This is a genomic window from Cytobacillus sp. EB106-05-05-XG126, assembly GCF_058791715.1.
Genome location: NZ_JBYTDU010000001.1, coordinates 314091 through 338923, shown reverse-complemented (window position 1 = coordinate 338923; position 24833 = coordinate 314091). Strand labels below are relative to the sequence as shown.

The following is a 24833-nucleotide window of genomic DNA, read 5'->3' as shown; positions in this document are numbered from 1 at the left end:
TGCTTTCTGTGTCCGAAGTTGGGTCTGGTTCTGACTCAGACATTCCGTTTTCTGCTTTCTGTGTCCGAAGTTGCTCCGGGTTCTGACTCAGATCCTGCGATTTCTGCTTCCTGTGTCCGAAGTTGCTCCAGCTTCTGACTTAAATCCCTGGTTTCCGGCGTTCTCTGTCCTAAGTTGGGGCGGGTTCCGACTCAGACACTCCGTTTTCTGCTTTCTCTGTCCGAAGTTGCTCCGGGTTCTGACTCAGATTTCTGGTTTAAGTCTTTATTTATCCAAAGCTGCTCCTTATTCCACGCCCGACCCCAACTGACCCCCGCCATCCTAAACAGTCTGCCGCTCAATCAGCTTCACCGATATTTCCACATGAGTACGGCTTTCACTATCTATCGCTTGAAGCATCAGCTTTTTTCCCATTTCCACCAGAGGGATTTCAAGTGTGGTGATGTGCATTATTTTGGCTATCGGCTGGTTATCAAACCCCATAATCGCGAGTTCCTCAGGGATGCGAATCCCTTTTTCTCTGCAGGATGTGACGATTCCGGCAGCAGCAAAATCACTTGTTACCAGCAGCGCACTTGGAGGATCATCCATTTTTAATAACCGCTGGACCACTTCCTCACCATGCTCAAAATTCAGACACTCATAAAAGATATAGTCTTCATTATGAGACTCCCCAATCCGCCTTACAAAATCTGCGTAGGCTTTTCCTCGCTGCCTGCTGTTGGCGCCGGACCTTCTTCCAATGCAATACCCGATTTTCTGATGCCCTTTATTATGTAAATACTCTAAAGCATTAGTGAACGTCATGTAATGATCGATAAAGGTTGAGGAAACATCCTGATTCCTTGCATCCTCACAAAGGACGATGGGGCCATACTCGGTAAACTGGCTGATGACCTCCCAGCCGCAGATTCTTGAACAAATGATTAAGGAATCAATTTGCTTATGCTGCAGCATTTTTAAAGCTTCGATTTCTCTGTTTTCCTCGTAATTCGTCTGAAAAAGAACTAGTTTATAGTTGTTTTTCATGGCTTCATTGGCAATCCCTTCTACCAGCAGACCGAAATAAGGATGATTGGTAAAAGGAACAACCACTCCAATAAGAAGGGTCTCCCCTTTGCTCAAATGAACAGCATTGATATTCCGCTGATAATTAAATTCCTCCATCGCCTGCAGTACCGCTTCCCGCTTATCCTCCCTCACATAGGGATGATTATTGAGCACCCTCGAAACGGTTGTTACTGACACTCCCGCTCTTTTAGCGATATCTTTAATATTTGCCATAAACCCACCTGTTTTTTTCACGTTTTTTCTTGCTATGAAATGCGTTTCATAAATTAAGCTTTTCTTAACAACTAAAGGAGGTTTCCTTCATGTTCATTCTATCTGGAATATTCTATCTGGTTTTATTATGCAGTTCTATTCTTGCCCTGTCATCTATTCCTATTTCCCTCTATCCGAAAAAGAAAGCAAACAAGAACACTTATGCAAAAGATTACTACAGCTCTTTATTTGATGTCTACGGGGATGACGCATAACCGGCAAAATACCACCCTCCCATTTTTTAAAATTTCCGTGTATAGTAGCATGGTCCCAACCCGAAAGGAAGACATGCTATGTTTATTAAAATAACAAAAGAGCAGCAGCAAAAGATGATAGAGGACATCCAGATTTTCTTTTCCGAGGAGAGAGATGAAGATCTATCTGAGTTCTCTGCGGAAAGAGTATTGGATTTTGTTAAGGAGTCTTTGGCCCTGCATTTCTACAATGCAGCAATCGCTGATGTAAAGCATGTGGTGGAACAGCAATATGCTTCAATGGAGGATGAAATCCTGACGCTCGAGCGTCCCATAAAGTAGATTTCAGCAAAGGAATCACCTATAATGGGTGATTCTTTCCATTTAGCAGAAACAATCATGTAAATAAACTTTAATACTATGTTATCCTCCTGTCATTTTTCTGAAAGTGATCAGTGATATGATTATTTTGACTGCTGTATAGATTTTATAGAGAGCGAGCAAGAAAAATGAACATTACTGATGCTGTAGGGCAATTGCATAAATCTGGAATAAAGGCGAATAGTGAAGACGTTGAGCGCTGGATTGAAGAAGGAAAAATAAAAGCGGAACGAAGCGCGAGGAGGCAAGTCAGCTACTCCATAAAGATGAAGGATCTAGCTGATTTCATCATTCAGGAAAAAGAAGTGCTGTATCGCCAAAAGCTCGAAGGAGTCCTGCTTCAGGTTAAAGACCTGAAAGGGCAAATCGAAATCCTGAATACCCGTGTCCAAATAGAGGAATCAAAGGTGAAATCCTTGAAGAAAATGATTCAGGCACAAAAACTGATTGTTGATGAAGAAATTAAGCCGGCAAAGCTTTTGGACCTGAAGCCTGATGAGGATCTGCAAATAGTCAGAAAAGAATTCAAAAAGCTATTAAAAGCCCTCCATCCAGACCGCGGTGGAGATGAAAGACTTTTCAAGGTGTTTAATGAACATTATAAAAACATCTTTTAACCATTGGAAATCGAGTATACATACATCTTATTTCCCGTTTTATGGAAGGTTTTTTCCTTTTTCATGCCCGCTTTCTCTGCAACACGGATAGATGCAAGATTATGGACGTTAATAATGGAAACCAGCTTCCTGTAGTTTAAGCTGGTGAACCCATACTCTTTACAGGCTAGTGCCGCTTCCGTGGCATAGCCTTTTCCCCATTCACGCCTGGCAAACAAGTAGCCGATCTCCATTTCAGTAACTCCGCCTGTATCCTGGGGGGTAATCCCGCACTGCCCCAAAAACCTGCCTGAAGCTTTCTCTTCCGCAATCCAAAGGCCGACCCCATATGTCCAATAATTACGCAGCGTCCAGCTGATCCAATCTTCAGCCTGCTCTTTTGTTTTTGTGGAGCGATAAAATCTCATGGCCACCGGGTCTGAAAAGATTCCTTTAAGATAAGGCAGATCAGTTCTTTTCATTTTTCTTAAAATCAATCTGTCTGTTTTTAAGACAGTATAGGTCACTCTTATCCCCCTTCCATTATTTCGCACATTCATAAACCGGAAAAGATTGTCCATCTCCATATCCATCTCTAACTTCATGAACTGCGATATTATTAAATCCGCTGCTTTTGAGCACTTTCTCGAATTCACCCGGTTCATAGAGCCGTATAGGAAAGTCCATCATCTCTGTTTTTTCCGTGATCCCCTTTCGAATGGCTTCATACTTCAGCTTGATCTGTAGGATTTTCGTTTCTTCCTCATATGCTATTTTTCTGTATTCTATAATGGTCTGTCCGCCAAACTCTTTCCTGTTCGTTTCCGCCCATTCGGAAACCTCTTCTATCTCATGGTCTTTTTCCACAATAGTGAGTAACATTTTTCCTTTTTCATTGAGGGCATTCTTAAGATTCTTTAGACTTTTATGTACCAGTGAATCAGGCAAAAGCGAAAAAGAACCATAAGGAATCATAATTAAATCATATTGTTTTTCACTTTTAAATTCTTCTATTTTCTCTAGAAATATAGCGGGCTTTAAGTTTAATGCAGCAGCTTTTTCCCTGCACACCTTCAGCATGTCTTCTGAGATATCAAAGCCATCGCTCAATTCCATTCTGCATGAAAGGAATGAGCATTCGGCCATTGCCGCACATCGGCTCCAATACTTTCATTTCACGGTCTTTTATATATGACAGGTAGAAACTCAATTCTGCACCTTCAGCCATTGATTTATCACTCTCATACATTTTTGCGCAAAGTTCACCGTAATAGGCAATCATCCATATCCCCCTGCTTTCGCTTTCTATGTCACACTTATTCAACATCACTATGAGAATATCCTTTTTAGCATATATCTGAAATTTCGTATTGCGAATTAAATTCAAAATCTTTAAAATAAAACAGAAACCATTTTTGAAAACCAGGGAGACACACATGAACCGCAAAATTTTTCTGTATGTAAAAGCCTTTTCTGATCTGGGCACGTTCATGGACTTGATTGCCATTAATGTGCTCATGTATGTGGCCACCGGAAGCTCTGCCTGGCTTGCTGCCACAATGGCCTTCAGGACACTTGGGGGCGTTTTATCCAGCCTTTTCTCAGGGATTCTCGCCGACCGATATGACCGGCGGAAAATAATGATTTGGACGGATGTTTTCCGGGCCGTTATCATTCTATGCTTAATTCCGTTTCCCAACCCCATCATGATTCTCATTGTCTGCTTCTTTATTGGTTTGACGTCTAGCTTTTTTGCGGTAAGCTACAGCGCAGAAATTCCACAGATTTTTGGGCAGGATAAAGTGCTGGAGACAAATGCGTTAATATCAAGACTAACGTCTGTCAGCCTGGTGTTTGGCTTTATCGGTGCTGGAGTCATCACTGATTTCCTTGGCTATGAGGTCACTTTAATCCTTGATGCCGCCACCTACGTTATTTCGGCACTGGTTTTGGTAAAAATGAAGTGGCAAACATCTGAACCGGCCTTGAAAGAAGGAATCAGCAGCGGCTATAAGGAAAAGCTGGCCGGGATTGGCCGGGATTTGAAGGAAGTTTATTCATTTATCTTACTTAAACCAATGCTGCTGCTTGTCAATATTGTCTTTCTTATCGGGGCATTTGCAGGAGCTTCGCATAATTTAGGGATTCCGCTGCTGGCAGAAGAGATCGACAGCAGCAAACAAAGCTTCTATTACGGATTAATATGGGGGGTATGGGGGATCGGTTCCGTACTGGCAACTATCATCCTGCCAAGATTGAAAAGCCTTCAGGGGAACCGCCTTTATTTTGCCTGCTTTACAGCAGCCATGCTAATGTCCGCAGGATTTATCACCTTCCTGTCCAATACTGGCTTAGCTGTCATTCTGCCGTTTGCCTTTTTAACCGGTATTTTTGATGCGTGCTTCACGACACTGCATGCCACCATCCTGCAGAAGACAGACAACCACATCAGAGGCAGGATTTTTGGAGTCGGCATGCTTTTAAAATCATTGGGTTTTGCCCTAGGGTTTGTTGCCGCGCCGCTTTTACTTGAAGTTTTATCGTTGGCTAAAATGGTCTGGGTTTTTCATGGGACCTTAATTTCCGCAAGTATTTTCGTCCTCATTTTTGCTGCAGGGATGCAGAAAAAGGGGAAGAGATTGAGTCAAAGTGCTTAAAAATAGCCCAGTTCATGAACTGGGCTCTTTTTATTGACGAGGTGCAAACAGGATGACATATGCCCCGATTAGGCAAATCCCTGCACCAAGCCAATCATAAAAATCAGGTGTTTTTTTATCTATGCCCCATCCCCATAAAATGGACAGAATGATAAACACACCTCCATATGCAGCATATACTCTTCCAAAAGACGGGAAGGCTTGGAATGCTGCAATAACACCGTATAATGCCAGAATCAATCCGCCCGCGATGCCCCATGAAAGAGGCTTTCCTTCGCGTATCCATTGCCAGATTAAATACCCTCCGCCAATTTCGGCTAAACCGGCCAGTATAAATAAAATAATAGCCTGAAACATCTTTTCACTCCCGGAAACATTTGTTTCCAGTTTACATGTTCTCACTCAAAAAGGTAAACCTTATCCCCTGATGCGATCTCACCTGTTTTCAGGACGGAGCAATACACACCGAAGTGATTATTCCTTTTACTGATCACCTTTTTATGGAGGCTTGGATCCCTTTCTCCGCTTTCAGGATCTACTGTAATAATCATGCACCGTTCGCAATGCCGCTTAACTTTTAACTCCACATTGCCAATCTTCATCGTCTTCCCAAACCACTGATCCTCCAAAAAAGGTTCCTCTTTTACCAGGGAAAGCACTAAATTCGGGCGAAACCGCTGGAAGTCCAGCTTCTCTTTTCCCCATAGCTCTTTCATTTTCTTTAGGGAAGTATCTGTTATCACTAAAATATTCTCTTCTTCAATTGCCCCTTCTGGAACATGTATAGGACTGTACTGCACCGGATTAATTTTTGCGGAAGAATGTTCTTCTATTTCTTTAATTAATTGTTCATCATCCCAGGGGACCTGTTTTCCGTCCGGAGCTGTAATTCTAACAGGCGGATATTTGTCCTTATTTTCCTCACCCATAAACTCAGCTTTATACCGCACCATTTCCGGAAATTGAGTAATCGTCAAGTATTTACCTGGCCTGGACTCATCCAGATAGGCATGACTGCGATCCCCATACAGTCCATAATTCATTACATTCGTTTTATTCACGCTTTCCCCATGAAAGCTTTTCACCGGATAACGGACAATCTCCCTTATATGTCCAATCAGCATTTTCACTCCCCCATTCAAGAACAAAAGCGCAAGCGCCTTGCTCACCCCCGACACCTCGAGGGGGTAGGCGCTGAAGCTAGACGTAGATAAATTCATCCACAAGGTTATAAACCTATCGCGATTTTATAATTCCTAAAAAGTAAAAAAATCCATGACAGCATTTTCGTCTATCATGGAAATCCTATTACTGAGGCCGTTTTGTTTGCCGCTTGGCTTTTTCATCCCTGTCCAACCTAATAATTTTTTCCCGGACATCTGGAGGTATGGAGGCAGAGGTCTGTTTTGATTCAGGTTTCATTCCTGCACCTCCCCATTATTTAACGACTTTGTAGCGTTTATGGCTGATCACCGTTTTAATGGGCTCATCCTTTTTCGGATTGACCCCAAGCTCTACAATGACTGAGTTATCCCGGACTACGACTACTCTGCCTTTTTTCCCTTTTTCAGATCCGCTTATGATGCTAATCGTATCGCCAACATCCGCTTTCTTTCCACTGCTTACCTTATCTGTTTCTTCAGCCATCTCGATTCTCCTTTAAAAATAAATATATTTTTAACTATGTCGCTAGTATTGCCGTTTTGGCGTTCTGCAAAACCCGTTTTATTTTCGTGATATCTTATTAATATGAAGATCCTTCAATAAATTTAAGCCTGCACGGATGATCATCATGATACTTCCAGCAAGGAAAAACGAGATGGAAACCGTCTGGCTGACATCTGTCAAAAATAGTATACTTCCGATTAAATAAAGAACACCGAGGAGCATGTCATTTACAAATGAAACAGCCTGATATCGCTTTTCAATGACCATTTTGTAGCTGCCGATCTCAATATGCACATCTTCCTGCTGTTCCCTAACAATATTTTTTATCTTCATGAATAACACCCCCTGCTTTGCCTTTTCCACATGAGGTGTCAAACATTCATGATTTTTCGAAAAGATGTTAAGAAAAATAATCCAGGACCAATGAAGCCAGCAAGCCGATCGCTGCAATAAATCCGGTCACCGGACCGCTGTCCTCAAAGGCTTCAGGCATCATCGTGGATGCAACCATGGCAATAATGGCACCTCCGGCAAATCCGGCAATCCCTGACAGCACCTCTTCTGAAGCTCCATCCAAAAATATGTACCCAGCCATTGATGCCATTCCCGAAATGACAAATACCGAACTCCAAAGGAGAATGATTTTCTTTTTTGAGTAACCGCTTTTTTTCATTCCTGAAGTACTTGAAAGCCCCTCAGGAAAGTTGCTGATAAAAATGGCGGTGACCAAAAGAAAGCTGACCGAATCTGCTTCAAGCAGGCTTGTTCCGATCATGATCGATTCTGGTATGGCATCCATAATGGTTCCGGCGAAAAGCACAATTCCGCTGCTGGCTGCTGCTTTATGGCCGGACCTTTTCCTGTGCTGTGCCCCTTTTTTGGAAATCATTATATCGAAGAGGGTAAAAGTAATAGCCCCCGCCATAAATCCAATGCCGGTAGGCAATAACCCGCCGTTATGGACAGACTCCCCAAGAAGCTCAAATGAGGCTGCACCAATCAGGACACCTGTACCGAATGCCATAATGTACCCGATTAATTTCTTCCGGATGGGCAGAAACATGGCTGCCAATGCCCCTAGCAGGACCGCTGACCCTGAAACTGCGCCCCAAAATGCAGCATTCCACACCAGGACCACTCCCTTCTCGTTGTATTGTTTAATTATTTCCTTTTTGCCCGCCCTAAAAACCACTATTCAGAATAAGATTAAAAAAGCAGAACCTCGAGGGTTCTGCTTTTGCTCTATCTAATGTTTTTTAATGCACCACTCCAGGATATCACCTGGTCAATCATTGCGTTCACATTATCGAGATGAAGATCTTGAGGTTTAAATACTGTACCATTTTCAAAATCAGTAAATAAAGACAATGTTGGATGCACACGCACATCAGCAATCATTAATTCACCCATGATTCCTCGCAGATGTTCAGCAGCTCTCGCACCGCCGGTTGACCCATAGCTTACAATTCCTGCAGCTTTATTGTTCCACGGTTCACGGGCCAGATCAAGTGCATTTTTTAATGCGCCTGTAATACTGTGGTTATATTCCTGAACAATGAAAATGAATCCATCCAGGCTACTAAGCTTCTCATTCCATGCAGCAATTCCTAGCGAATCCGCTTCACCTAAGAATGGCAACTTGAAATCAGCGATATCTATAATCTCATATTCGGCATCACCGCGTTTATCGGCAATCTCTTTTACCCATGAACCGACCTGAGGGCTAACTCTCCCCTGACGTGTGCTTCCTAAGATAATTCCAATGTTTAATTTCTCGCTCATTGTTTGTTCCTCCTTAGATTTTCTCCCAAATAATTGATTAAAAAAACCCATCACTCACACCACCTGATGATAATTTATACTCCTAAAATAATTCGATTCCCTGAAGGGTCTTCCGTAATTACCCGATTATTTTCAACTGCTGCCGCCGCGCCCAGTTTTTTCAAATTTTCCACTGCCTGATTTATAGCTGCTTCATTTTCAAAAATGAGCTTGAAGGATTGGAGTCCGGCACTATTCTCTGAGGGCTGCGGAGCTCCCACTCCATTCCATGTATTCAAACCAATATGATGATGGTATTTTCCGCTTGAAATGAATAATGCCTGTGTGCCATATCGGCAGACCGCTTCAAATCCCAGTCCCTCTGTATAGAATTTTTCAGTATTAGCCAGTTCAGCCACATGTAAATGAATATGCCCCATGACTGTGCCGGCGGGCAAGCCCTTCCAGGACTGCTGCTGACCAATGGAGAGCAGGTCAGGAAAATCCAGCGGATCGACGGTCATCATAACTTCCCCATTTTTCCAAGTCCAATCGGAAGGACTGCGGTCAATGTAAATTTCTATTCCATTGCCATCTGGATCAGATAAGTAAAGTGCTTCACTGACAAGATGGTCGGATGATCCAAATTGCAGCCCGATCTCGACGAAATGACGCACTATTTTAGCCAAATCGGAGCGTTTTGGAAGCAGCAGAGCGAAATGATATAAACCAGTTGTTCTTCCCATCTTGGGTTCAGCGTTTTCAGGCTGTTCGATGGTAAGCAATGGTGTTTTGCCATCAGCAGTCAGCTCGGCCGTTCTATCTGTTTTTGATAACACTTTAAATCCGATTACGTCTTTATAGAACGCCAGGGACCGTTCCAGATCCTGAACTTTTATATGGACCTGCGCAACAAAGGTTATCGGCTTTTGGTGAAAGTTCATGTTAATTTCTCCTCCCATTAATTTGCTTTAGATTGTATTAGCTTGCTATCAACAGACAGTGGTGATTCCTTCGCTAAAACAAAATAGATTGATGCTGCAAGCAGGATTAAATCTAATTCATAGCCGGCCATTTGACCATTTCCAAGCAGACCTAGAGGCAGCTTAGCGGTAAAGATTGCTCCGAGCATGATAACAGCAAATAATACTGAAACTAGTTTTGTGCCGATTCCTAATATAAGCGCTAAGCCTCCTGCCAGCTCGATAACGGCAACAATATAAGCCATAAAGCCTGGAATGCCGATACTATCGAAGAAACCAGCTGTATTGCTGATGCCTCCCTGAAATTTTGATAAACCATGAATAAAGAAAATAAATCCTAAAATGGCACGCAAGATGAAATGACCTAATTCGTTTTTGTTCATGTTTTTTCCTCCTTGGTTAGTTACTTACTTTATGTAAGTTAGTATATTATTTATATTTAGTGTCGTCAAGTAATTATTTTATTATTAGTTATTTAATTATTTTTGGTTTATGATTATAATAATAAACAAGGAGTGATACGGATGGAGAAATCACTAATTTGCCCAAGATTTGAAAAAGCCATTGGCATACTGAGCCAGCGCTGGACCGGATTAATCATCTATCAATTACTTAGCGGCCCACAGCGTTTCTGCAGCATCGAATCTTCTATCGGGATTAGCGGCAAAGTTCTTTCAGACCGGCTAAAGGACCTGGAAAATGAGGGAGTCGTAAAACGCAATGTCTTCCCTGAAACTCCTGTAAGAATTGAATATTCCCTAACAGAAAAAGGCCTTGCCATGGAGCCGTTAATGAAAGAAATAGAAAAATGGTCACAGACCTGGTTAGAAGCTTAAAAAAAGAGTCTTCCCTTTTGGGGAAGACTCTTTTTTGCGTTATCATTTTGGTGGCAGGTTCTGATTGGGTCGGTGCCTGAGTTTGGACTCAGAATCCCTGTTTCTCGTCTTTTGTGTCCGAAGATAGACCAAGTTCTGACTCAAATCCCCGGATTCTCGCCTTCTGTGTCCGAAGATGGACCAAGTTCTGACTCTAACTCCCGGATTCTCGCCTTCTGTGTCCGAAGATAGACCAGGTTCTGACTCTAACTTCCGGATTTTCGCCTTCTGTGTCCGAAGATGGACCAGGTTCTGACTCTAACTTTCGGATTTTCGCCTTCTGTGTCCGAAGATGGACCAAGTTCTGACTCAAATCCCTGGATTCCCGCCTTCTGTGTCCGAAGATGGACTCAAACCTCACTCTGCCTGTCCGAAACCGAAACCAGGTTCCAACGCTGATTTCATTATCCAAACAGCTTCACACTTCAAACTATTTACCACTTATCTCTTTAATATACTGCTTTACAACTTCATACACATAATCCTGATTTGCTGCCGCGGTGTTGGGATCGTACTTGCCCCCGTTTGTCTTGTTATTGGAAAGGACGCGAATTCCCAGGAATGGAACATCATATGCTCCGGCAATCTGCGCTGCTGCAGCACCTTCCATTTCTTCCACAGATGTTTCATAGTTTTCATGGAACCAGTTAATTCGGTCCACTTCATTATTCCATAAGTCTGCTGAACCAATAGTTCCTTCAACTACCTTGCCCTTGGTGTACTTATCTTTTACGGCATTGGCAGCGGCCAGCAGATTTTCATCACCTTCAAAGTAGCGGATCTTTTCTGCATCAGGGTCTTCCCCCGCACTTCCTTCAGAAGCCATGAGGTCCATTGGAATCCAATTGGTTGGTTCGATTCCTTCTCCTTCTTCTAAATGCCCCGTTTTCAGTGATCCGATATTGACTGTTCTTTCGCCTAATACAATATCATACACATTCAAGCTCGGATCATGGCCGCCGGATGTTCCCTGATTGATGATTGCAGCTGGATCATATTTTTCAATGGCAATCGCGGTAGCTGCAGCTGTATTTTCCATACCCTTTCCTGTCTTGGCAACGATGACTGGATACTTGTCCAATTTTCCTTTATAGAAAACAAAATTCCCTGATTTTTCAACCTTAACCTTGTCTAATCGCTGGGCAAATTTTTCTGCCTCGATCGGCATAGGTCCTTGAATAAGAATTGGCTTTTGTGCCCCTTCTGCTTCTGTTTCAAATTTTGGTGCTGAAGTGCACCCTGCAAGCACGGATACAGACATGACTGCGATGGCAGCGATTGATGCTAATTTCTTTTTCATTTTACGTTCTCCCCTTCTCCTGGTGTCTGATGCACCGTAGTGCCGGTAATAGAAAATAAAAAAGGCCTAAAAAAGCAGAATGAATTCTACCTTCCAGACCATAGAGTTAAAGCAGCTGCCAAAAAAGAATACATCTTTTTTTATACTTTAACCCGTAGTCCGGTTCTTTCATTGGGAACCAGGTAGAAACGCTCAGACCATATTACCGAGCATATACGAGTGATGTTTTTTATAAGATTACTTTGCCAATATAACAAATAATGCTTATAAATTCAACCTAAAAACGAACATTTAGTTCATAATTACTATTTAATATTCGTAATTATAAAATTCACAAAAAAACCTCCAGCAGAAAACTGGAGGTTGCACACATTATGCCGCTTTCTTCACTTCAGAAGAATTTGACTGGCTGCTGCCCTTTATTACTGCAGTTGCAAGACCGATCAGACCGCCTGCCAAGGACGGGACAATCCAGCCTAAGCCAACATCATATAAAGGAAGGACTGCATTAAATAGGTCATTGATTGGCGCGAAAGTAATACCTGCTGCATTCAAGCCATCAAACAAAGCTACCACAAATGTGAAAAGCATGCTTCCCTGATAAACTTCTTTCCTGCCTTTAAAAATCGGATGAAGGAAAGTAAGAGCCATCAATGCAATCGCCAATGGATAGATTCCCACCAATACAGGTACAGAAATGGTGATCAGCTGGCTTAAACCAAAGTTGGCAAAAACGGCGCTGAATATGGATAAAACCACTACGAACATTTTGTAAGAAACTTTTGGCATCAGTTTATTGAAGTATGAAGAGCAAGCTGTGATCAGACCGATGCTGGTTGTCAGACAAGCGCCAAACACAATTACACTTAGAAGCAGTGCACCAAATGAGCCAAAGTAATGCGCAGACGTACCTGATAGAACAGCACCGCCGTTATCCAATGCTCCCAGACCGCTGACACTTGAGGCTCCAATAAAGGAAAGCGATGTATAAATGACTGCCAACAAACCGGAAGCAATTACTCCTGCTTTGGCAATAGATACCATGATCTCCTTCTTGGTTTTAGCGCCTTTTTCCTTTACAGCATTTACGACAATAATCCCGAATACAAATGCTGCTAATGCGTCCATCGTAAGATAGCCTTCCTGGAATCCTTTAAAGAATGCACCGTTCACATAGGCTTCAGCCGGAGCTTGGAATGCACCCATTGGATTAAAGAAAGCCGCACCGATCAAAACTGCAATAACAATTAGGAGAATAGGTGTTAAATACTTTCCTACGATATCAACAATTTTTGAAGAATTCAAAGAGAAAAATGCTGTAATCCCAAAGAAAATAATTGAAAAAATAATTAAGCCGACTGAACCGCTTCCTTCTGACAGATAAGGCTTAATGCCGATTTCGTATGAAACGGTAGCTGTTCTCGGAATGGCAAAAAGCGGTCCAATTGATAAGTATAGGGCTACTGTAAAAGCTAGTCCGAACAATGGATTGACACGGCTTGCCAGCGATTGCAAATCACTTTTTCCCGAGAAGCCCAAAGCCAGGATGCCAAGCAAAGGCAGACCCACACCCGTTATAATGAATCCTGCGTTCGCTGACCATACATTGGTTCCTGCCGATTGGCCCAGCATTGCAGGGAAAATTAAATTTCCTGCCCCAAAAAATAAGGCAAAGAGCATAAATCCAACTGTCACAGTAAATGAGAATGGTATTTTGTTCGTCATATTTATTTCCTCCTATTGACAAGGCTTTAAATTTAACAAATTTAAATTTTCTGATATTATAGCGCGCTAATATTATTATTTTTGCACTCTAGTAATATATCGCATAACTCAAGATAACATATTCAAAATACTTATGCAATATATCGCATAAATCTTTTTGTCGAATTGCGATATATTGAATTTTTTAAGATACTTCTATATACTAAATTTATAATCTTTTGGAAATAACTATAAATCCGCAGGAAAATTGCTAGAAATGAAAAGGTGGTCACAGCTATGCCAATACCCTCTAATTACTCATCACCTACCCGTGTATCCGCTAAAGATCGCGCCTTCTCTCAGATCCAGGAGTGGATTATTGACGGGACACTTCAACCGAAAGAAAAATTGAACGATGCTGATCTTGCTAAAGCGTTAGGAGTCAGCCGCACCCCTATCAGGGAAGCGCTTCAGCTGCTGAATGTTCAGGGATTTGTCGAAATGTTCCCCGGTGTGGGAACTCAAGTCACGTCAGTTAACCCCGAAGATATCAGCAAGATTCTTCCCCCTTTAGGCGTACTGCAGGCCCTTGCAGCAGAATTGGCAGCTCCTGTTATCAGCCAGGAGACAATCAATATTCTCAGGGACATCAATCATAAATTCGCCAAAGCTCTAAATGCGGGAGATACCTTCTCAGCTTTGAAGCAGGATGAGAAGTTTCATAATATCATTATCGATCTTGCTCAGAATCCTTATATTTCGAATACAGCTTCCATGCTGCAGGCTCATGTCATGCGGTTGTACTATAATAAAACTATTATTTTAAAAGAACGTTCTATTGAAGAACATGAAGATATATTAAAAGCTTTTGAACAAAAAGACAGAGAAAAGGCCGGAAATATCGCACGTGTTAATTGGCTTCGGGCAATTGACGAGTATTACTCCGGGGAAAAATGATCAAACGGAAAAAGCAGCCACCATCGGCTGCTTTTTCTTTTTACCTAGCTTTTATAGATAATTTCATCAATAATCCCGTATTCCTTTGCTTCTTCGGCAGTCATGAAATAATCACGGTCCGTATCCCGAGCCACTTTTTCTGCAGGCTGGCCAGTTCTTTCTGCAATAATTCCATTGATGTGTTCCCTCAGTTTTAATATCCGTTTCGCCGAAATTTCGATTTCGGTCGCCTGCCCCCTCGCTCCGCCAAGCGGCTGATGAATCATGATTTCACTATTCGGCAAACTGTAGCGTTTTCCTTTTTTCCCTGCCAGCAGAAGCATCGCCCCAAATGACGCAGCCATTCCTGTGCAAATCGTTCTCACATCCGGCTTTATATATTGAATCGTATCAAAGATGGCAAACCCTGCGGTTGTCGAACCGCCCGGACTATTAATATAAAGAGAGATATCCTTTTCAGGAGATTCCGCTGCAAGAAATAGCAGCTGGGCAATCACACTATTGGCAACCACATCATTAATTTCTTCACCAATCATGATAATCCGATCTTTTAAAAGACGTGAGTAAATATCGTAGGAACGTTCACCCTTGCTGGACTGCTCAATGACATATGGTATTGCTGTCATCTTTATCCCTCCTGTTCTATGCGGATCTATGCCGCCATACAGAGAGTATTAGAAGGAGATGAAACAGGAAGAACAGGCTTCTTCGAATAGCTTTCCAGGGATTCCAGGAAAGGGATGGATTTTATTAGGATGGACGGGTCTTCAGCGGCCACTGATTGCTGCATCAGATGAAAAAGCTTTTCTTCGTCCTCATTTGTAAAAATATCCTCAGTCTTATCTTCAACCACGTGTTGAAGCTGCCTCCGTGCACGGGTCATCGCGGACTTCACTGCAAATTCAGTAGTCTGCAGGATATCAGCAATTTCTTTAGTTTTGTATCGAAACCCTTCCTTCAGCGTAAAAATAACTGCCTGTTTTAATGTTAGACGATTAATGAGATGGCTGATTGCTTCTCCTCCACTGGAGATGGAATTCTTCTTTTCACCTTCAGGCGACTCTTCCAGCTGCTCCCGCTTTCTGTTTCGAAGAGTGTCAATCCAGCAATTATAGACAATCTTCTTTAAAAGAGCCTGATTAATTTTCTCAGGCGAATAGTTTTTATAAGCGCGGACGATTGCTTCATGAGTTAGATCGTCCCCATCCCAGCGGTTCTGTGCAAGAAACCGGCTATATCTCTGCAGTGAAGGATAGATATCTGCAATACAGCCTTCCTTCTGCTTTAAGGAATCCCTTAATTCAGCCTGAACTTTCCCATGCTTCATAAACCTGTTCACTCCTTTAATACATCTCTGCTTCTATAACGGAATAAGAGAACAAAAAGATACGGGGGATTAAAATTTTTATCAGTTTATTCTAAGGATAGCTGATTTTATACTGTACCTATACTATTTTTAAAGTTTAGTTCTGTGTGCATTCAAAAAAAGCCCCAATCCCATCGGAATTGAGGCTGCATTTTTATATAATCCGTGACGTAATAATGCCTTCTATTTGATTAATCTGTTCAAGCAGTCCAGGGATCACATCGCCATTCACCTTATTATCAATGTCGATCATGGTGTACGCATAATCACCGCGGCTGCGGTTGACCATGTCTGCGATATTCAGCTGGTAGCTTGAAATGGAAAGTGTGATTTGGCCGACCATATTTGGGATGTTTTTATGAAAAGCAGTGACACGCCGCTTGCCAGTGTAAGGAAGCGCAGCATTTGGGAAGTTCACTGAGTTTTTGACATTACCTGTATCAAGGAAATGCTTCACCTGGCGTGCTGCCATGACTGCACAGTTTTCCTCCGATTCCTTCGTTGATGCGCCAAGGTGCGGAATGGCCACTGCGTTTTTCATTTTCAGGATATTTTCATTTGGGAAGTCTGTAATATACTTGCCCACTTTTCCGCTTTCAAGGGCAGCTGTCATATCTGCTTCATTCACAAGCTCTCCGCGTGAGAAATTCAGGATGTGAACACCCTTTTTCATCAAGCCAAACGCATCTTCATTGAACATTTCCCTTGTATCATCAGTTAAAGGAACATGCACAGTGATATAGTCAGATTCTGCAAACACCTGCTCGATGCTCATGGCGCGCTGTACATTGCGGGACAGGTTCCAGGCCGTATCGACAGAAATAAATGGATCAAAGCCAACAACATCCATATCAAGTTCAAGTGCATCATTGGCCACAAGTGCCCCGATTGCCCCCAATCCAATGACGCCCAGCGTTTTGCCTTTAATTTCTTTTCCGACAAATTGCTTCTTCCCTGCTTCTACAAGCTTAGGGATCTGGTCTCCTTCATCTTTCAGCGTTTTGGTCCAGGCGATGCCGGCAAAAAGATTCCGGGATGAAGCCATTAAGGAGGTAAGCACCATTTCTTTTACGGCATTCGCATTGGCGCCAGGTGTATTAAACACGACTATTCCCTGCTCAGTGCATTTCTCCACCGGGATATTATTCACACCTGCACCTGCACGGGCGATGGCTTTTAATCGATCGCCCAATTCCATAGAATGCATATTAAAGCTGCGAAGAACAATCGCATCCGGATTGCCGCTTTCATTATCGATTGTAAAATGATCCTTGTTAAACACTTCAAGACCGCTTGGCGCAATGGCATTCAGCGTTTTAATCGTCTTCACTTTGTCTAAAGTCATGGTACTCACTGGATTCTCCCCTTTTCAACTAACTTTGTCAGATTTTAAAACAGAAAGAGGTAAGGGTAGAATCCCTTACCTCTGCCCAGGCGAACGGCTTCGACACTATGTGCTCCCCCGCGGTGATCCGCGTCTCGCCAGTTACACATAGCCTTTTCGGTTTTTTAAATCTTATCAAAGTCTTCAGAAAACTTCAACCCTTTAAAGCGCTTACAAAAATAAAAAATTTATTTATTTTTCTATGAATAATAAAGTATATTTTTCGTAATTTGTACATTATGCTGCAGAACAGGCTTTTATCCCTTATTCATTCCGTAATTTTCCGCCACCCTCGGTTCCTATTAAGTTTATAAAAGAAAAAACATGTTAAACCAAATACATATCCTAATACCTGTGGGTGAATCATTTGCGTGCTTTATTCATTCTCTTATCACTCTTAGCCGGTACAATTGGCCTCATTGTTTCTCTTGATTATATCCAGGGTCATCCATTATTTGAATCCTGGCAAAGCATAAAAAGTGTCCTGTCTTCCGCACAGGGAGAAGATTATTTTCTTATGGTAATTTTTATCCTTGGTTTATTCGTTATGTACTTGTTACAGGAAAAGAAGAAAAAATAACCGCTATTCACACTTTTCCCAGTTTCCATTTACGCTGGATTGACGCCAATACTAGCAATACAGCAGGAATGGCGAATTGGAAAGCAATATGCAGGAAATAAGGCACTACTTTTAATCCTTCATCCAGATGGCTTTGATAGCTTGGTGCAATCATAATGGAAGAAAGACAAATAATCCCGCCCATAAAATAGGAGGTAAAAACATTTGGCTTCATTTTGAAAAGGTTATTCATTCCGATTACCGCACAATAGAAGAACATGCCCACTTTAATAAACCCCAGAAATACAATCAATAGGATGATAAAAGGATCCAGACGCTGAATAAATCCCCCAATTTCAATATAACCAACAGCAGCCAATGCCGGAAAGGCCGAACGCTCAAGGAGGTCTGCACCAAGAATACAAATTAAGATTATAGTATTAATAGTTAAATAAATGCCTACATAAGCAATTGCCATACTTCCTGTTTTCAAAATCTTTGTCTTCCGTTTCATTAAAGGAAGGATCATCGTAAATAGAACCAATTCTCCATAGGGAACCGTCATATTAACCGGAAAAATCTCCCCGATGACCGGCTTCCATCCATTAGCCAAAACAGGCCTTAAATTTTCGAGGTGAATCAAGTCACTGATCACATAGAATATCAGGATTAGCAATAAAGTGACTGTCATGACGGCGAAACAGATAATCCCTGCTCTTGCAAATACCTCAAAACCTAAATGAACTGCGTATATCAATGCAAACACCATACAGATACCCAATGTAATAATGGAGGTTTTGGCATAAGGAGAACTGATCAGCAATTCCTCAACATCACGCAAAACCCTGGACGCGAGATAAATGAAATAGATAATGTACATATAGCTTATAAGGCTTCCCAGGTATTTTCCTAAAATTTTTTTCACGTATTCTGTCAGCGGCAAATCCGGATGCTGTCTGTAAAGTCGATAGTAAACAGCGAAGATTGCCAGCCCGGCAATGGGTGAAAGAATCGTAACGATCCATGCATCCTGGCGGGCTCCGCTTCCAAGATCCAGAAACACGGCTGTCCCAAACATAAAAAGGACCATCAAGCAGAACAATTGTATTCCATCAATCTTATCTTTCGGCATTTACTTCACATCCAGAATTATTGTAGTTTATATGGATCTGTCAGCAACCCTGCGTTCGAAATTTTTGCATTCACATTTACTTCAATATCCGCATTTTTAAATAGCGTATTCCATTCTTTCTTATGTTTTTTCCAGTAATTCGGATTATTTATTGATAGTTTTCTGCCGAAACCGAATACATCGGTTTCCATTTCCTGCGCCATTTTGATTGTTTCCCTTATTTGGCTTTCAGCCTCTTCTTCTAATTTTTTCTCAATCTTTCTTATTTCTTCTTCACTGTCAATTTTAATATAGCATTCCAGTTCAGCAATATAGCCCTTAATATCTGCGTCAACTGCCAGGGTCAATTTTGGTTTTAACTCTGTCTTAATGGTTGACTTTATACCTTTTGTCGTGACGGTCATATTTTTTTTACTGTTACACGGCAGCGGAAAGGATGTATACTCAGCGGCTGAGTTAATTAAATGGGCTGTTCTTGCGATTTTGCCGTCAAACCAGCCGGCTAATTGATCTTTTTTAAACAAGGCTAAGCCAGTTACCTCCACGACCGGAGGCTTGATGTCCTGCAGGTTATCCGTCTGATTCTGAGATTTAAGCGGTTTGTTCAAATGAATGCCTGACAGCATAAGGTTCTGCCCTTCACCTGATAAAAGGGAGATGGCCCGGTAAATGGGAACGATTTCTGAGATGGCGTACATCTTTTCATTATTCTCGCTGGTACTGATGATGCTTTTCGTTGGATTGGATTCCAGCGGCTCAATGACCCCCAGAACTTCTTCCGCAGTCGTGTCCCTTGCAATAAAAACCGGAAACGAAGAGCGTGATTCACCTCTTTCAAACACATCAAATATAAGCCCCAGCCCCTCTCTTGCAAGAGCCTCTCCAATCACAATCAAAGAAAGATGAGTAACACTGTTCTCTCTTGGAATGATTAAAAATGCCATCCGGTACGCTTCAATAAACGTTTCTGCTTCGACTGTGTAATTAATAACCGGAAGGCTGCTTACAGCCCCATTTTGCGAAAAATAACCAGGATTGATTAATTGATACGTGACCCGATAGCCTGATTCCCTTTCCTGGGGGAGGTCTATGCCAATGGCGATTATTAAACCGACTTCATTTAAATCTCTATAATTGGAACAGCCCGTTAGTAAACCCATTATCAACAGGACCGAAATGACTTTTTTCATACGTTCATCCCTGCTCTTTTAATTGACTTCCGAATCAAGGAGCCTCACTTGGAAGAGGTGCCTATCCGGACTAAACTGTCTTTCAAACCGCTGACTCTGACCGGTGAGAGTGGAGTGAGATATGGGACTCCTACTGATTTAAGGCTGCAAAGGTGCAAAATAATGCATAAAGAAAACAGGATAATTCCATAGAATCCAATAAAAGCAGCGGCAAAAATAAGAATGAAACGCAATCCGCGTGCGGCGTTCACAATATTAGGGTTAGGCAGTGTAAAGCTTGAGATAGCTGTCGTCGCCACGATGATCACAATTGCCGCTGAAACAAAGCCTGCTTCGACTGCAGCCTGCCCGAGAATAAGTGCCCCTACAATGGAAACAGCCGGACCAATGGCCCTTGGCATTCGGATCCCGGCTTCCCGCAGGACTTCGAAGGCCAGTTCCATTACCAGTAATTCCACAATGGCCGGAAACGGAACCTGTTCTCTTTGTGCCATGAGCGTCACCATTAAAGTAGTAGGGATTAAGCCATGGTGGTGCGTGATCAGGGCCAAATAAATGGCCGATGCATACATGTTAACGTAAAACGAGCCGACCCGAATGAGTCTTAAAAAGGAACTCACCAGGTAATTAGCATAATAGTCTTCAGGAGAGTGAAAAAATTGGATAAAAAAAGCCGGCAGAATCAATGCAAATGGTGTTCCCTGTATAATGATCGCAATTTTGCCTTCTAAAAGGTTAGCAGAGACCACATCTGGCCTCTCTGAATTCTGGAAGAGAGGAAAGATCGTTTTCCTGTTGTCCTTTAAGGCTTCTTCCACATAATTTGTGTCCAATATACTGTCCATATCGATTTTACTGATTCTTTCCTTCACTTCCTTGACGATTTCCTCTTTCGCTATGCCCTCCATATATAAAATGCCTATATCGGTTTTGGTCACTTTCCCTGCTTTTGTCTGTTCAATCCTTAGATTGTTATTTTGTATTCTGGCACGGATCAGCGAAATATTCGTCCCTAAATTCTCTGTAAATCCATCCTTTGGCCCTTTCACCACCGTTTGTGTGGTAGGTTCTGTAATAGACCTTGATTGAATCTTTCTTGTTCCCGCAAGGATCGCCTCTGGATGCCCCTCTATCAAAATAACCGTGTCCCCGCTCAGCAGACCGTCAACTAATACGGGCCATTCATCAATGATATTCACCTTAGATACCGAAATGATCTGAGCTATTTCCACGGACCAATTTTGAATAGATTTTTGTTCACAACTGTATGCGAGAATAGGATGCAGAACATTGTCATGCAGGCTTTGGTCGTCAACAATCCCCTGGAGATGTATGAGGGCTGCTTTTCCTTGGTTTGAAAGTATTATATTTCGGACTGATAGATCGGAGCTGTTGCCAAACTGCTCTGTTAAGTATTGAATATTAGAGTGAATACTCTTACTTATCTTTTTATGGTGACTGTAATGTTTCCGGAACACAGTAAATCTCCTTTGGAAAACGAATCTTGTTTGTTAGTGTGCCCGGTACCATTTGGATTATGAATATCTTGCCTTTTAAAAAAGGCTCTTTTCGTATAAATTTTTTTTCGCCTATCAATGTTGTCCGTTGATTTCCGCTCCAGGATGCTCAGCAAAAAGCGGGGCGAGCGGTGAGCCTCCTCAAGATGCGCGTCTGCGGGGTCTCACCTCTCCCGCTGCTCCCGCAAGACTTAGAATAAGCTTTCTTGAGTATTCACCGCACGAAGAAAATGCGAATTCATTTTCGACGATCTCGCACCTTCCACTCCAATCAACTCAGTAAATACTATTCAAAAAGCCTTTTGGTAACAGCCTAAATAAAAAAAACCTAACCAATCAGGTTAGGAATTCATGATTCTATATTAACCGGGATTCTTTCACCACTGAGTCTGGTGAACATTCGTATTCTCCCGAGTATTCCACTAGTCCAATCTCGCAATTTTTGCCGATTTTGACATTTTTGCCTCTGACGACAAGAGCTGAGGTGCCTTCAAGTTCGATGTCATCACCTTCAATTAATTCTGCCTCGAGCTTGAGGGGGAAGAGTGATTTGATCAATTTAAACAGGCTTTCTCTATGCTGTGCCACTTTTATCTTTCTTCCGCCAATCTCTTTCGCTTTGCTTTCTCCAAATAGTTTAATATCAATCGTTTCTGCGTTTAGTAAACCATCTATCTTAAAAGCCCCTTCCGCGCGGAAAACCTCCGCTTCACAGTCTCCTGCAATCTTTGCTTTCCCGTTCACTACCATTTCATCGCTTTTTACAGAACCTCCAATGGAGGAATTTCCGGCAACCTCAAGCTTTTGGCTGTGGACAGCTTCTGAAATGGATGCGGAGCCGTTGATATTTAAAGATTCAGCTTTAACTGCTCCATGGATCTTGGCTGCACCGCTGATCTTTCCTTTTTCGGTTTTTACGTTTCCATGGATCGTCCCCGTACCGTTGCAATTGAATCTCTCGCATTCTATATCACTATTTACCGTGCCCTTTCCATTGATTTCGACTTTATTAAAAGTTCCTCCATTAACCGATCCAACTCCATTAATGATTAAGTTCCCCAGTGTTTTCATTTCCACAGCATTTCCTCCTATGCCAATTTGGATTTTAATTCCTCAGCACATTGCTCTACCGATATAGCGGCTGCCAATTTTGTCCCTTTTTCGAGAAGGACCTGTTCCCCGTTCATTGAAGCCAGGCAGCTGGACATGCCGAGTTTTCGAATGAAGCAGATCACAGCTTTGGGCTGCTGCAGAATCTCTTGATGATCATTTAATAGCTGAAGGAGCATTTTCCCTTCTTCGATATGGATATCCCCCGATTCCAGCAGGCTGGAAAGTATATAAAGCTTTAAAATCTCATAATAATTGAATTCGTGAATCTCCCCCTGTGTGTCCAGAAAGATATTCATAACCGGATCAGAAGCTATTCCTTTAGCCATCAGACTTTCCTTTGGCAGCTTCAGGTTCGAAGCATTCAATGAAAACAAATCAGCCAGCTCATCCAAAGAAAGGGTATCCTTCATCTTCTGTATCTTTTCAACCCGCTCGAGTATTTTCTCTTTTGGAAAAAAAGTCTCCTGCCCTGTAAAAGTTGATTTCCTGACAAACCAGTCCTCAGGTATCAGGTTCTTCCTTTTCCACCGGTAAAGCTGTCCATATGAAATCCCAGTTAAATCCAGAACCTCTTTTTTTGAAATTAATTCATCGCTCAATTCCAGGACTCCTTTCTGATGATTCGATTGTAACATAACACTGTTACGTATGAAATGTGTACTTATTCTTTTTTTCCTGATTTTTTTCGACAAATCTTCCGGAATTCACCACGAAATCAATACTCTTCAAGCTTCTTACTGTAAAACAATGTTTTATTGACACAAAAAAACCTGGCTAATATTGAACCAGGTTTCCCTTCATTCGTATACTTTTAATAAGTTATACTGCTTTCCAATATACCGGTAATTTTGCCTTCGGTACATCTCTTTTGGAGTATCTTCTCCATCCGCCACAAGAATGATCGTTTTATCCTTATACTGATCCATCACGGATTTCTGCAGGGAGCTGCCGATGCCTTTCTTTTGAAAATCCTCATGGACCATCAATCCATCAATTTCAGCTGTTCGTTCCTTGATAATGACATCAACAGATCCGGCTGCCTTTCCTTTATAAAATGCAATAAGCTGCTGAATACTTTCATCTTTGTAATTTCTTAAGTGCTGAGCTTTCTTTTTCTCTGCGAAGTTTTCCCCATATACCGAATCCTGCTCATACTGAAATTCCAAATAATCGTTCCATGTTTTATCCGTAACATTTTCAATTTTAATTTCTTCCCTTTCCTGGACTTCCGGAAATTCAGCCGGAAGAATCGCAAATAACTCCAGGAACCCAACCGTATAATCTTTATCCTGCTGAAAGAAAGCCACAAGCTCTCCAGAAAGCTCCTCATCATCCGGAAAATAAAATCTTACATGCTTTTGGCCCTTTTTCTGATGAAAATCTCTTAAATATTGATGTGCCTCTTCAAACTCCTGAACGGAAGGCATTCTTTTAAAGGCAATAAAATTGCTGTCATACTGAAGGAGCATGTCAGGATTATGGTTATGAATAATTAGGTCATTTTCCAGAACACTGTGTCCCGGTTTATAAATATCATGAAATGTGATCTTTTCCATCGGTTTCTCCTAAAAACATTTTATAGGTATTTATACTCTCTATCTGTTATGAGCACATCATGGCAGCGCATTAAATTCTCCTTTAGTTCCGGAGGCGTATTTCTGTTATCATAAGCACACAGGGAAATCAGGCCATGGTCAGAAATGGCATTGCTTAGGTTTTTTTCATATTGTTCCACTAACGGAATGTAGTCCTTCACGTTCCCCCACTCAACCAAACCCCATGTAAATATCTTAGTATTGCTATCTAAATATGGCTGAATGTGTTTATGAAAAAAGTTGAACACTGTACCAGGATTAAAATTACCGTTAGAGTAATAAAAATCAAAATTGTTCGTAAAATGAACCCTGTTTAATTCCTCTTCTCCCAACATATTAGTTAATTCTTTTTCAATAAGAAAATAATTCCGATCATTCTCCACAAACAAAACATGTCCGCCGCATCTGACACCAGCCGTTATGTATGAGACCGCATACTGAAGATAGCAATCCATTTGATCATAGTGGTAAAGAATATGGCCACCGTTTGACTTTTGCAGATCATCAAGTAAATCTGTTAACAATTCATTCATTGATAAGACTCCTTATAACGAAAAAATGTTTGATGTACTTTAACG

29 protein-coding genes, 1 pseudogene and 2 riboswitches are annotated in these 24833 nt (G+C 41.8%); of the genes and pseudogenes, 7 read left to right on the top strand and 23 right to left on the bottom strand.

Going from position 1 to position 24833, the window contains the following annotated elements; genetic code table 11:
• Positions 1 to 321: 321 nt before the first annotated feature.
• Complete coding sequence (locus tag AC3WTL_RS01720) at positions 322 to 1284, bottom strand: LacI family DNA-binding transcriptional regulator (RefSeq protein ID WP_197249464.1); 963 nt, start codon at positions 1282 to 1284, stop codon at positions 322 to 324.
• Positions 1285 to 1373: 89 nt separating this feature from the next.
• Here AC3WTL_RS01720 and AC3WTL_RS01715 point away from each other — a divergent pair, with 89 nt between their 5' ends.
• The 3 genes from AC3WTL_RS01715 (at position 1374) to AC3WTL_RS01705 (ending at position 2515) form a co-directional block, all read left to right on the top strand.
• Positions 1374 to 1538 (top strand): hypothetical protein, encoded by a 165-nt coding sequence (locus AC3WTL_RS01715; protein ID WP_163140928.1) that lies wholly within the window; start codon positions 1374 to 1376, stop codon positions 1536 to 1538.
• A 78-nt stretch (positions 1539 to 1616) separates the two neighbouring features.
• Positions 1617 to 1859: a DUF2164 domain-containing protein gene (locus tag AC3WTL_RS01710; protein WP_197249463.1), complete on the top strand. Its 243-nt coding sequence runs from the start codon at positions 1617 to 1619 to the stop codon at positions 1857 to 1859.
• A gap of 167 nt (positions 1860 to 2026) precedes the next feature.
• Positions 2027 to 2515, top strand: a complete 489-nt coding sequence (locus tag AC3WTL_RS01705; RefSeq protein WP_048010768.1) for a J domain-containing protein — start codon at positions 2027 to 2029, stop codon at positions 2513 to 2515.
• On the opposite strand, the gene AC3WTL_RS01700 is transcribed toward AC3WTL_RS01705, so the two are convergent.
• On the bottom strand, positions 2512 to 3021 hold the full coding sequence (locus tag AC3WTL_RS01700; RefSeq protein ID WP_492368846.1) for a GNAT family N-acetyltransferase: 510 nt from the start codon (positions 3019 to 3021) through the stop codon (positions 2512 to 2514). The two genes, AC3WTL_RS01705 and AC3WTL_RS01700, sit on opposite strands and share 4 nt — an antisense overlap.
• Positions 3022 to 3037: 16 nt before the next feature.
• Positions 3038 to 3776 (bottom strand): annotated as a pseudogene (locus AC3WTL_RS01695) (class I SAM-dependent methyltransferase).
• A gap of 154 nt (positions 3777 to 3930) precedes the next feature.
• Between AC3WTL_RS01695 and AC3WTL_RS01690 the strand changes: the two are divergent.
• Positions 3931 to 5151, top strand: coding sequence for an MFS transporter (locus AC3WTL_RS01690; protein ID WP_492368845.1), 1221 nt, complete (start codon positions 3931 to 3933; stop codon positions 5149 to 5151).
• A gap of 30 nt (positions 5152 to 5181) precedes the next feature.
• Here the strand turns inward: AC3WTL_RS01690 and AC3WTL_RS01685 are convergent, their stop codons facing one another.
• The 8 genes from AC3WTL_RS01685 to AC3WTL_RS01650 form a co-directional block, all read right to left on the bottom strand.
• A complete protein-coding gene (locus tag AC3WTL_RS01685) occupies positions 5182 to 5508 on the bottom strand; it encodes a YnfA family protein (RefSeq protein WP_248347974.1) in 327 nt (108 codons plus the stop codon).
• 41 nt (positions 5509 to 5549) lie between these two features.
• The gene (locus AC3WTL_RS01680; RefSeq protein WP_492368844.1) at positions 5550 to 6275 is read right to left on the bottom strand and encodes an MOSC domain-containing protein; all 726 of its coding nucleotides are present in this window, start codon (positions 6273 to 6275) and stop codon (positions 5550 to 5552) included.
• Positions 6276 to 6588: 313 nt separating this feature from the next.
• On the bottom strand, positions 6589 to 6798 hold the full coding sequence (locus tag AC3WTL_RS01675; protein ID WP_035329457.1) for a DUF2187 family protein: 210 nt from the start codon (positions 6796 to 6798) through the stop codon (positions 6589 to 6591).
• 78 nt (positions 6799 to 6876) lie between these two features.
• On the bottom strand, positions 6877 to 7152 hold the full coding sequence (locus AC3WTL_RS01670; RefSeq protein WP_048010765.1) for a YrhK family protein: 276 nt from the start codon (positions 7150 to 7152) through the stop codon (positions 6877 to 6879).
• A 67-nt stretch (positions 7153 to 7219) separates the two neighbouring features.
• Complete coding sequence (locus tag AC3WTL_RS01665; RefSeq protein ID WP_222501541.1) at positions 7220 to 7948, bottom strand: ZIP family metal transporter; 729 nt, start codon at positions 7946 to 7948, stop codon at positions 7220 to 7222.
• A gap of 113 nt (positions 7949 to 8061) precedes the next feature.
• Positions 8062 to 8652 (bottom strand): NADPH-dependent FMN reductase, encoded by a 591-nt coding sequence (locus AC3WTL_RS01660; RefSeq protein WP_492368843.1) that lies wholly within the window; start codon positions 8650 to 8652, stop codon positions 8062 to 8064.
• A gap of 23 nt (positions 8653 to 8675) precedes the next feature.
• Entirely contained in the window at positions 8676 to 9524 is an 849-nt protein-coding gene (locus AC3WTL_RS01655) for a VOC family protein (RefSeq protein ID WP_492368842.1), read from the bottom strand.
• A 17-nt stretch (positions 9525 to 9541) separates the two neighbouring features.
• Positions 9542 to 9946 carry a DoxX family protein gene (locus AC3WTL_RS01650; RefSeq protein ID WP_048010761.1) on the bottom strand — a complete coding sequence of 135 codons (405 nt, stop codon included), beginning with the start codon at positions 9944 to 9946 and terminating at the stop codon, positions 9542 to 9544.
• Positions 9947 to 10087: 141 nt separating this feature from the next.
• On the opposite strand from AC3WTL_RS01650, the gene AC3WTL_RS01645 reads away from it, so the two are divergent.
• Complete coding sequence (locus tag AC3WTL_RS01645) at positions 10088 to 10399, top strand: winged helix-turn-helix transcriptional regulator (RefSeq protein ID WP_492368841.1); 312 nt, start codon at positions 10088 to 10090, stop codon at positions 10397 to 10399.
• Between the two features lie 469 nt (positions 10400 to 10868).
• Here the strand turns inward: AC3WTL_RS01645 and AC3WTL_RS01640 are convergent, their stop codons facing one another.
• Positions 10869 to 11738: a 5'-methylthioadenosine/S-adenosylhomocysteine nucleosidase gene (locus tag AC3WTL_RS01640; protein WP_048010758.1), complete on the bottom strand. Its 870-nt coding sequence runs from the start codon at positions 11736 to 11738 to the stop codon at positions 10869 to 10871.
• 135 nt (positions 11739 to 11873) lie between these two features.
• Positions 11874 to 11977, bottom strand: a riboswitch (purine riboswitch).
• A gap of 133 nt (positions 11978 to 12110) precedes the next feature.
• Positions 12111 to 13463, bottom strand: a complete 1353-nt coding sequence (brnQ, locus tag AC3WTL_RS01635; protein WP_492368840.1) for a branched-chain amino acid transport system II carrier protein — start codon at positions 13461 to 13463, stop codon at positions 12111 to 12113.
• Positions 13464 to 13739: 276 nt separating this feature from the next.
• Between brnQ and AC3WTL_RS01630 the strand changes: the two genes are divergently transcribed.
• Positions 13740 to 14399 carry a GntR family transcriptional regulator gene (locus AC3WTL_RS01630; protein WP_048010756.1) on the top strand — a complete coding sequence of 220 codons (660 nt, stop codon included), beginning with the start codon at positions 13740 to 13742 and terminating at the stop codon, positions 14397 to 14399.
• A gap of 44 nt (positions 14400 to 14443) precedes the next feature.
• Here the strand turns inward: AC3WTL_RS01630 and clpP are convergent, their stop codons facing one another.
• The 3 genes from clpP to AC3WTL_RS01615 form a co-directional block, all read right to left on the bottom strand.
• Positions 14444 to 15025 carry an ATP-dependent Clp endopeptidase proteolytic subunit ClpP gene (gene clpP, locus AC3WTL_RS01625; protein WP_035329466.1) on the bottom strand — a complete coding sequence of 194 codons (582 nt, stop codon included), beginning with the start codon at positions 15023 to 15025 and terminating at the stop codon, positions 14444 to 14446.
• Between the two features lie 26 nt (positions 15026 to 15051).
• Positions 15052 to 15726 (bottom strand): sigma-70 family RNA polymerase sigma factor, encoded by a 675-nt coding sequence (locus AC3WTL_RS01620; protein ID WP_492368839.1) that lies wholly within the window; start codon positions 15724 to 15726, stop codon positions 15052 to 15054.
• A 193-nt stretch (positions 15727 to 15919) separates the two neighbouring features.
• Entirely contained in the window at positions 15920 to 17119 is a 1200-nt protein-coding gene (locus AC3WTL_RS01615; protein ID WP_283934834.1) for a phosphoglycerate dehydrogenase, read from the bottom strand.
• Between the two features lie 67 nt (positions 17120 to 17186).
• Positions 17187 to 17265, bottom strand: a riboswitch (ZMP/ZTP riboswitch).
• A 251-nt stretch (positions 17266 to 17516) separates the two neighbouring features.
• Here AC3WTL_RS01615 and AC3WTL_RS01610 point away from each other — a divergent pair.
• Entirely contained in the window at positions 17517 to 17729 is a 213-nt protein-coding gene (locus AC3WTL_RS01610) for a YczF family membrane protein (protein ID WP_248347975.1), read from the top strand.
• A 7-nt stretch (positions 17730 to 17736) separates the two neighbouring features.
• Here AC3WTL_RS01610 and AC3WTL_RS01605 read toward each other — a convergent pair whose 3' ends face one another.
• The 7 genes from AC3WTL_RS01605 to AC3WTL_RS01575 all read right to left on the bottom strand — a co-directional run bounded on the left by AC3WTL_RS01605 (position 17737) and on the right by AC3WTL_RS01575 (position 24788).
• Positions 17737 to 18840 (bottom strand): GerAB/ArcD/ProY family transporter, encoded by a 1104-nt coding sequence (locus AC3WTL_RS01605; protein WP_492368838.1) that lies wholly within the window; start codon positions 18838 to 18840, stop codon positions 17737 to 17739.
• A gap of 17 nt (positions 18841 to 18857) precedes the next feature.
• Positions 18858 to 20030 (bottom strand): Ger(x)C family spore germination protein, encoded by a 1173-nt coding sequence (locus AC3WTL_RS01600; RefSeq protein ID WP_492368837.1) that lies wholly within the window; start codon positions 20028 to 20030, stop codon positions 18858 to 18860.
• Between the two features lie 44 nt (positions 20031 to 20074).
• Complete coding sequence (locus tag AC3WTL_RS01595; protein WP_492368836.1) at positions 20075 to 21508, bottom strand: spore germination protein; 1434 nt, start codon at positions 21506 to 21508, stop codon at positions 20075 to 20077.
• 396 nt (positions 21509 to 21904) lie between these two features.
• On the bottom strand, positions 21905 to 22618 hold the full coding sequence (locus AC3WTL_RS01590; protein WP_222499761.1) for a polymer-forming cytoskeletal protein: 714 nt from the start codon (positions 22616 to 22618) through the stop codon (positions 21905 to 21907).
• 17 nt (positions 22619 to 22635) lie between these two features.
• Positions 22636 to 23259, bottom strand: coding sequence for a YhbD family protein (locus AC3WTL_RS01585; RefSeq protein ID WP_048010748.1), 624 nt, complete (start codon positions 23257 to 23259; stop codon positions 22636 to 22638).
• A gap of 198 nt (positions 23260 to 23457) precedes the next feature.
• Positions 23458 to 24216 (bottom strand): GNAT family N-acetyltransferase, encoded by a 759-nt coding sequence (locus AC3WTL_RS01580; RefSeq protein ID WP_222499609.1) that lies wholly within the window; start codon positions 24214 to 24216, stop codon positions 23458 to 23460.
• A 20-nt stretch (positions 24217 to 24236) separates the two neighbouring features.
• Entirely contained in the window at positions 24237 to 24788 is a 552-nt protein-coding gene (locus AC3WTL_RS01575; RefSeq protein ID WP_492368835.1) for an MEDS domain-containing protein, read from the bottom strand.
• Positions 24789 to 24833 lie beyond the last annotated feature (45 nt).

Coding starts and splice junctions, on each gene's coding strand:
- AC3WTL_RS01720 (WP_197249464.1), bottom strand. CDS start 1,284: ATGGCAAATATTAAAGATATCGCTAAAAGAGCGGGAGTGTCAGTAACA.
- AC3WTL_RS01715 (WP_163140928.1), top strand. CDS start 1,374: ATGTTCATTCTATCTGGAATATTCTATCTGGTTTTATTATGCAGTTCT.
- AC3WTL_RS01710 (WP_197249463.1), top strand. CDS start 1,617: ATGTTTATTAAAATAACAAAAGAGCAGCAGCAAAAGATGATAGAGGAC.
- AC3WTL_RS01705 (WP_048010768.1), top strand. CDS start 2,027: ATGAACATTACTGATGCTGTAGGGCAATTGCATAAATCTGGAATAAAG.
- AC3WTL_RS01690 (WP_492368845.1), top strand. CDS start 3,931: ATGAACCGCAAAATTTTTCTGTATGTAAAAGCCTTTTCTGATCTGGGC.
- AC3WTL_RS01685 (WP_248347974.1), bottom strand. CDS start 5,508: ATGTTTCAGGCTATTATTTTATTTATACTGGCCGGTTTAGCCGAAATT.
- AC3WTL_RS01680 (WP_492368844.1), bottom strand. CDS start 6,275: ATGCTGATTGGACATATAAGGGAGATTGTCCGTTATCCGGTGAAAAGC.
- AC3WTL_RS01675 (WP_035329457.1), bottom strand. CDS start 6,798: ATGGCTGAAGAAACAGATAAGGTAAGCAGTGGAAAGAAAGCGGATGTT.
- AC3WTL_RS01670 (WP_048010765.1), bottom strand. CDS start 7,152: ATGAAGATAAAAAATATTGTTAGGGAACAGCAGGAAGATGTGCATATT.
- AC3WTL_RS01660 (WP_492368843.1), bottom strand. CDS start 8,652: ATGGGTTTTTTTAATCAATTATTTGGGAGAAAATCTAAGGAGGAACAA.
- AC3WTL_RS01655 (WP_492368842.1), bottom strand. CDS start 9,524: ATGAACTTTCACCAAAAGCCGATAACCTTTGTTGCGCAGGTCCATATA.
- AC3WTL_RS01650 (WP_048010761.1), bottom strand. CDS start 9,946: ATGAACAAAAACGAATTAGGTCATTTCATCTTGCGTGCCATTTTAGGA.
- AC3WTL_RS01645 (WP_492368841.1), top strand. CDS start 10,088: ATGGAGAAATCACTAATTTGCCCAAGATTTGAAAAAGCCATTGGCATA.
- AC3WTL_RS01640 (WP_048010758.1), bottom strand. CDS start 11,738: ATGAAAAAGAAATTAGCATCAATCGCTGCCATCGCAGTCATGTCTGTA.
- brnQ (WP_492368840.1), bottom strand. CDS start 13,463: ATGACGAACAAAATACCATTCTCATTTACTGTGACAGTTGGATTTATG.
- AC3WTL_RS01630 (WP_048010756.1), top strand. CDS start 13,740: ATGCCAATACCCTCTAATTACTCATCACCTACCCGTGTATCCGCTAAA.
- clpP (WP_035329466.1), bottom strand. CDS start 15,025: ATGACAGCAATACCATATGTCATTGAGCAGTCCAGCAAGGGTGAACGT.
- AC3WTL_RS01620 (WP_492368839.1), bottom strand. CDS start 15,726: ATGAAGCATGGGAAAGTTCAGGCTGAATTAAGGGATTCCTTAAAGCAG.
- AC3WTL_RS01605 (WP_492368838.1), bottom strand. CDS start 18,840: ATGCCGAAAGATAAGATTGATGGAATACAATTGTTCTGCTTGATGGTC.
- AC3WTL_RS01600 (WP_492368837.1), bottom strand. CDS start 20,030: ATGAAAAAAGTCATTTCGGTCCTGTTGATAATGGGTTTACTAACGGGC.
- AC3WTL_RS01590 (WP_222499761.1), bottom strand. CDS start 22,618: ATGAAAACACTGGGGAACTTAATCATTAATGGAGTTGGATCGGTTAAT.
- AC3WTL_RS01580 (WP_222499609.1), bottom strand. CDS start 24,216: ATGGAAAAGATCACATTTCATGATATTTATAAACCGGGACACAGTGTT.
- AC3WTL_RS01575 (WP_492368835.1), bottom strand. CDS start 24,788: ATGAATGAATTGTTAACAGATTTACTTGATGATCTGCAAAAGTCAAAC.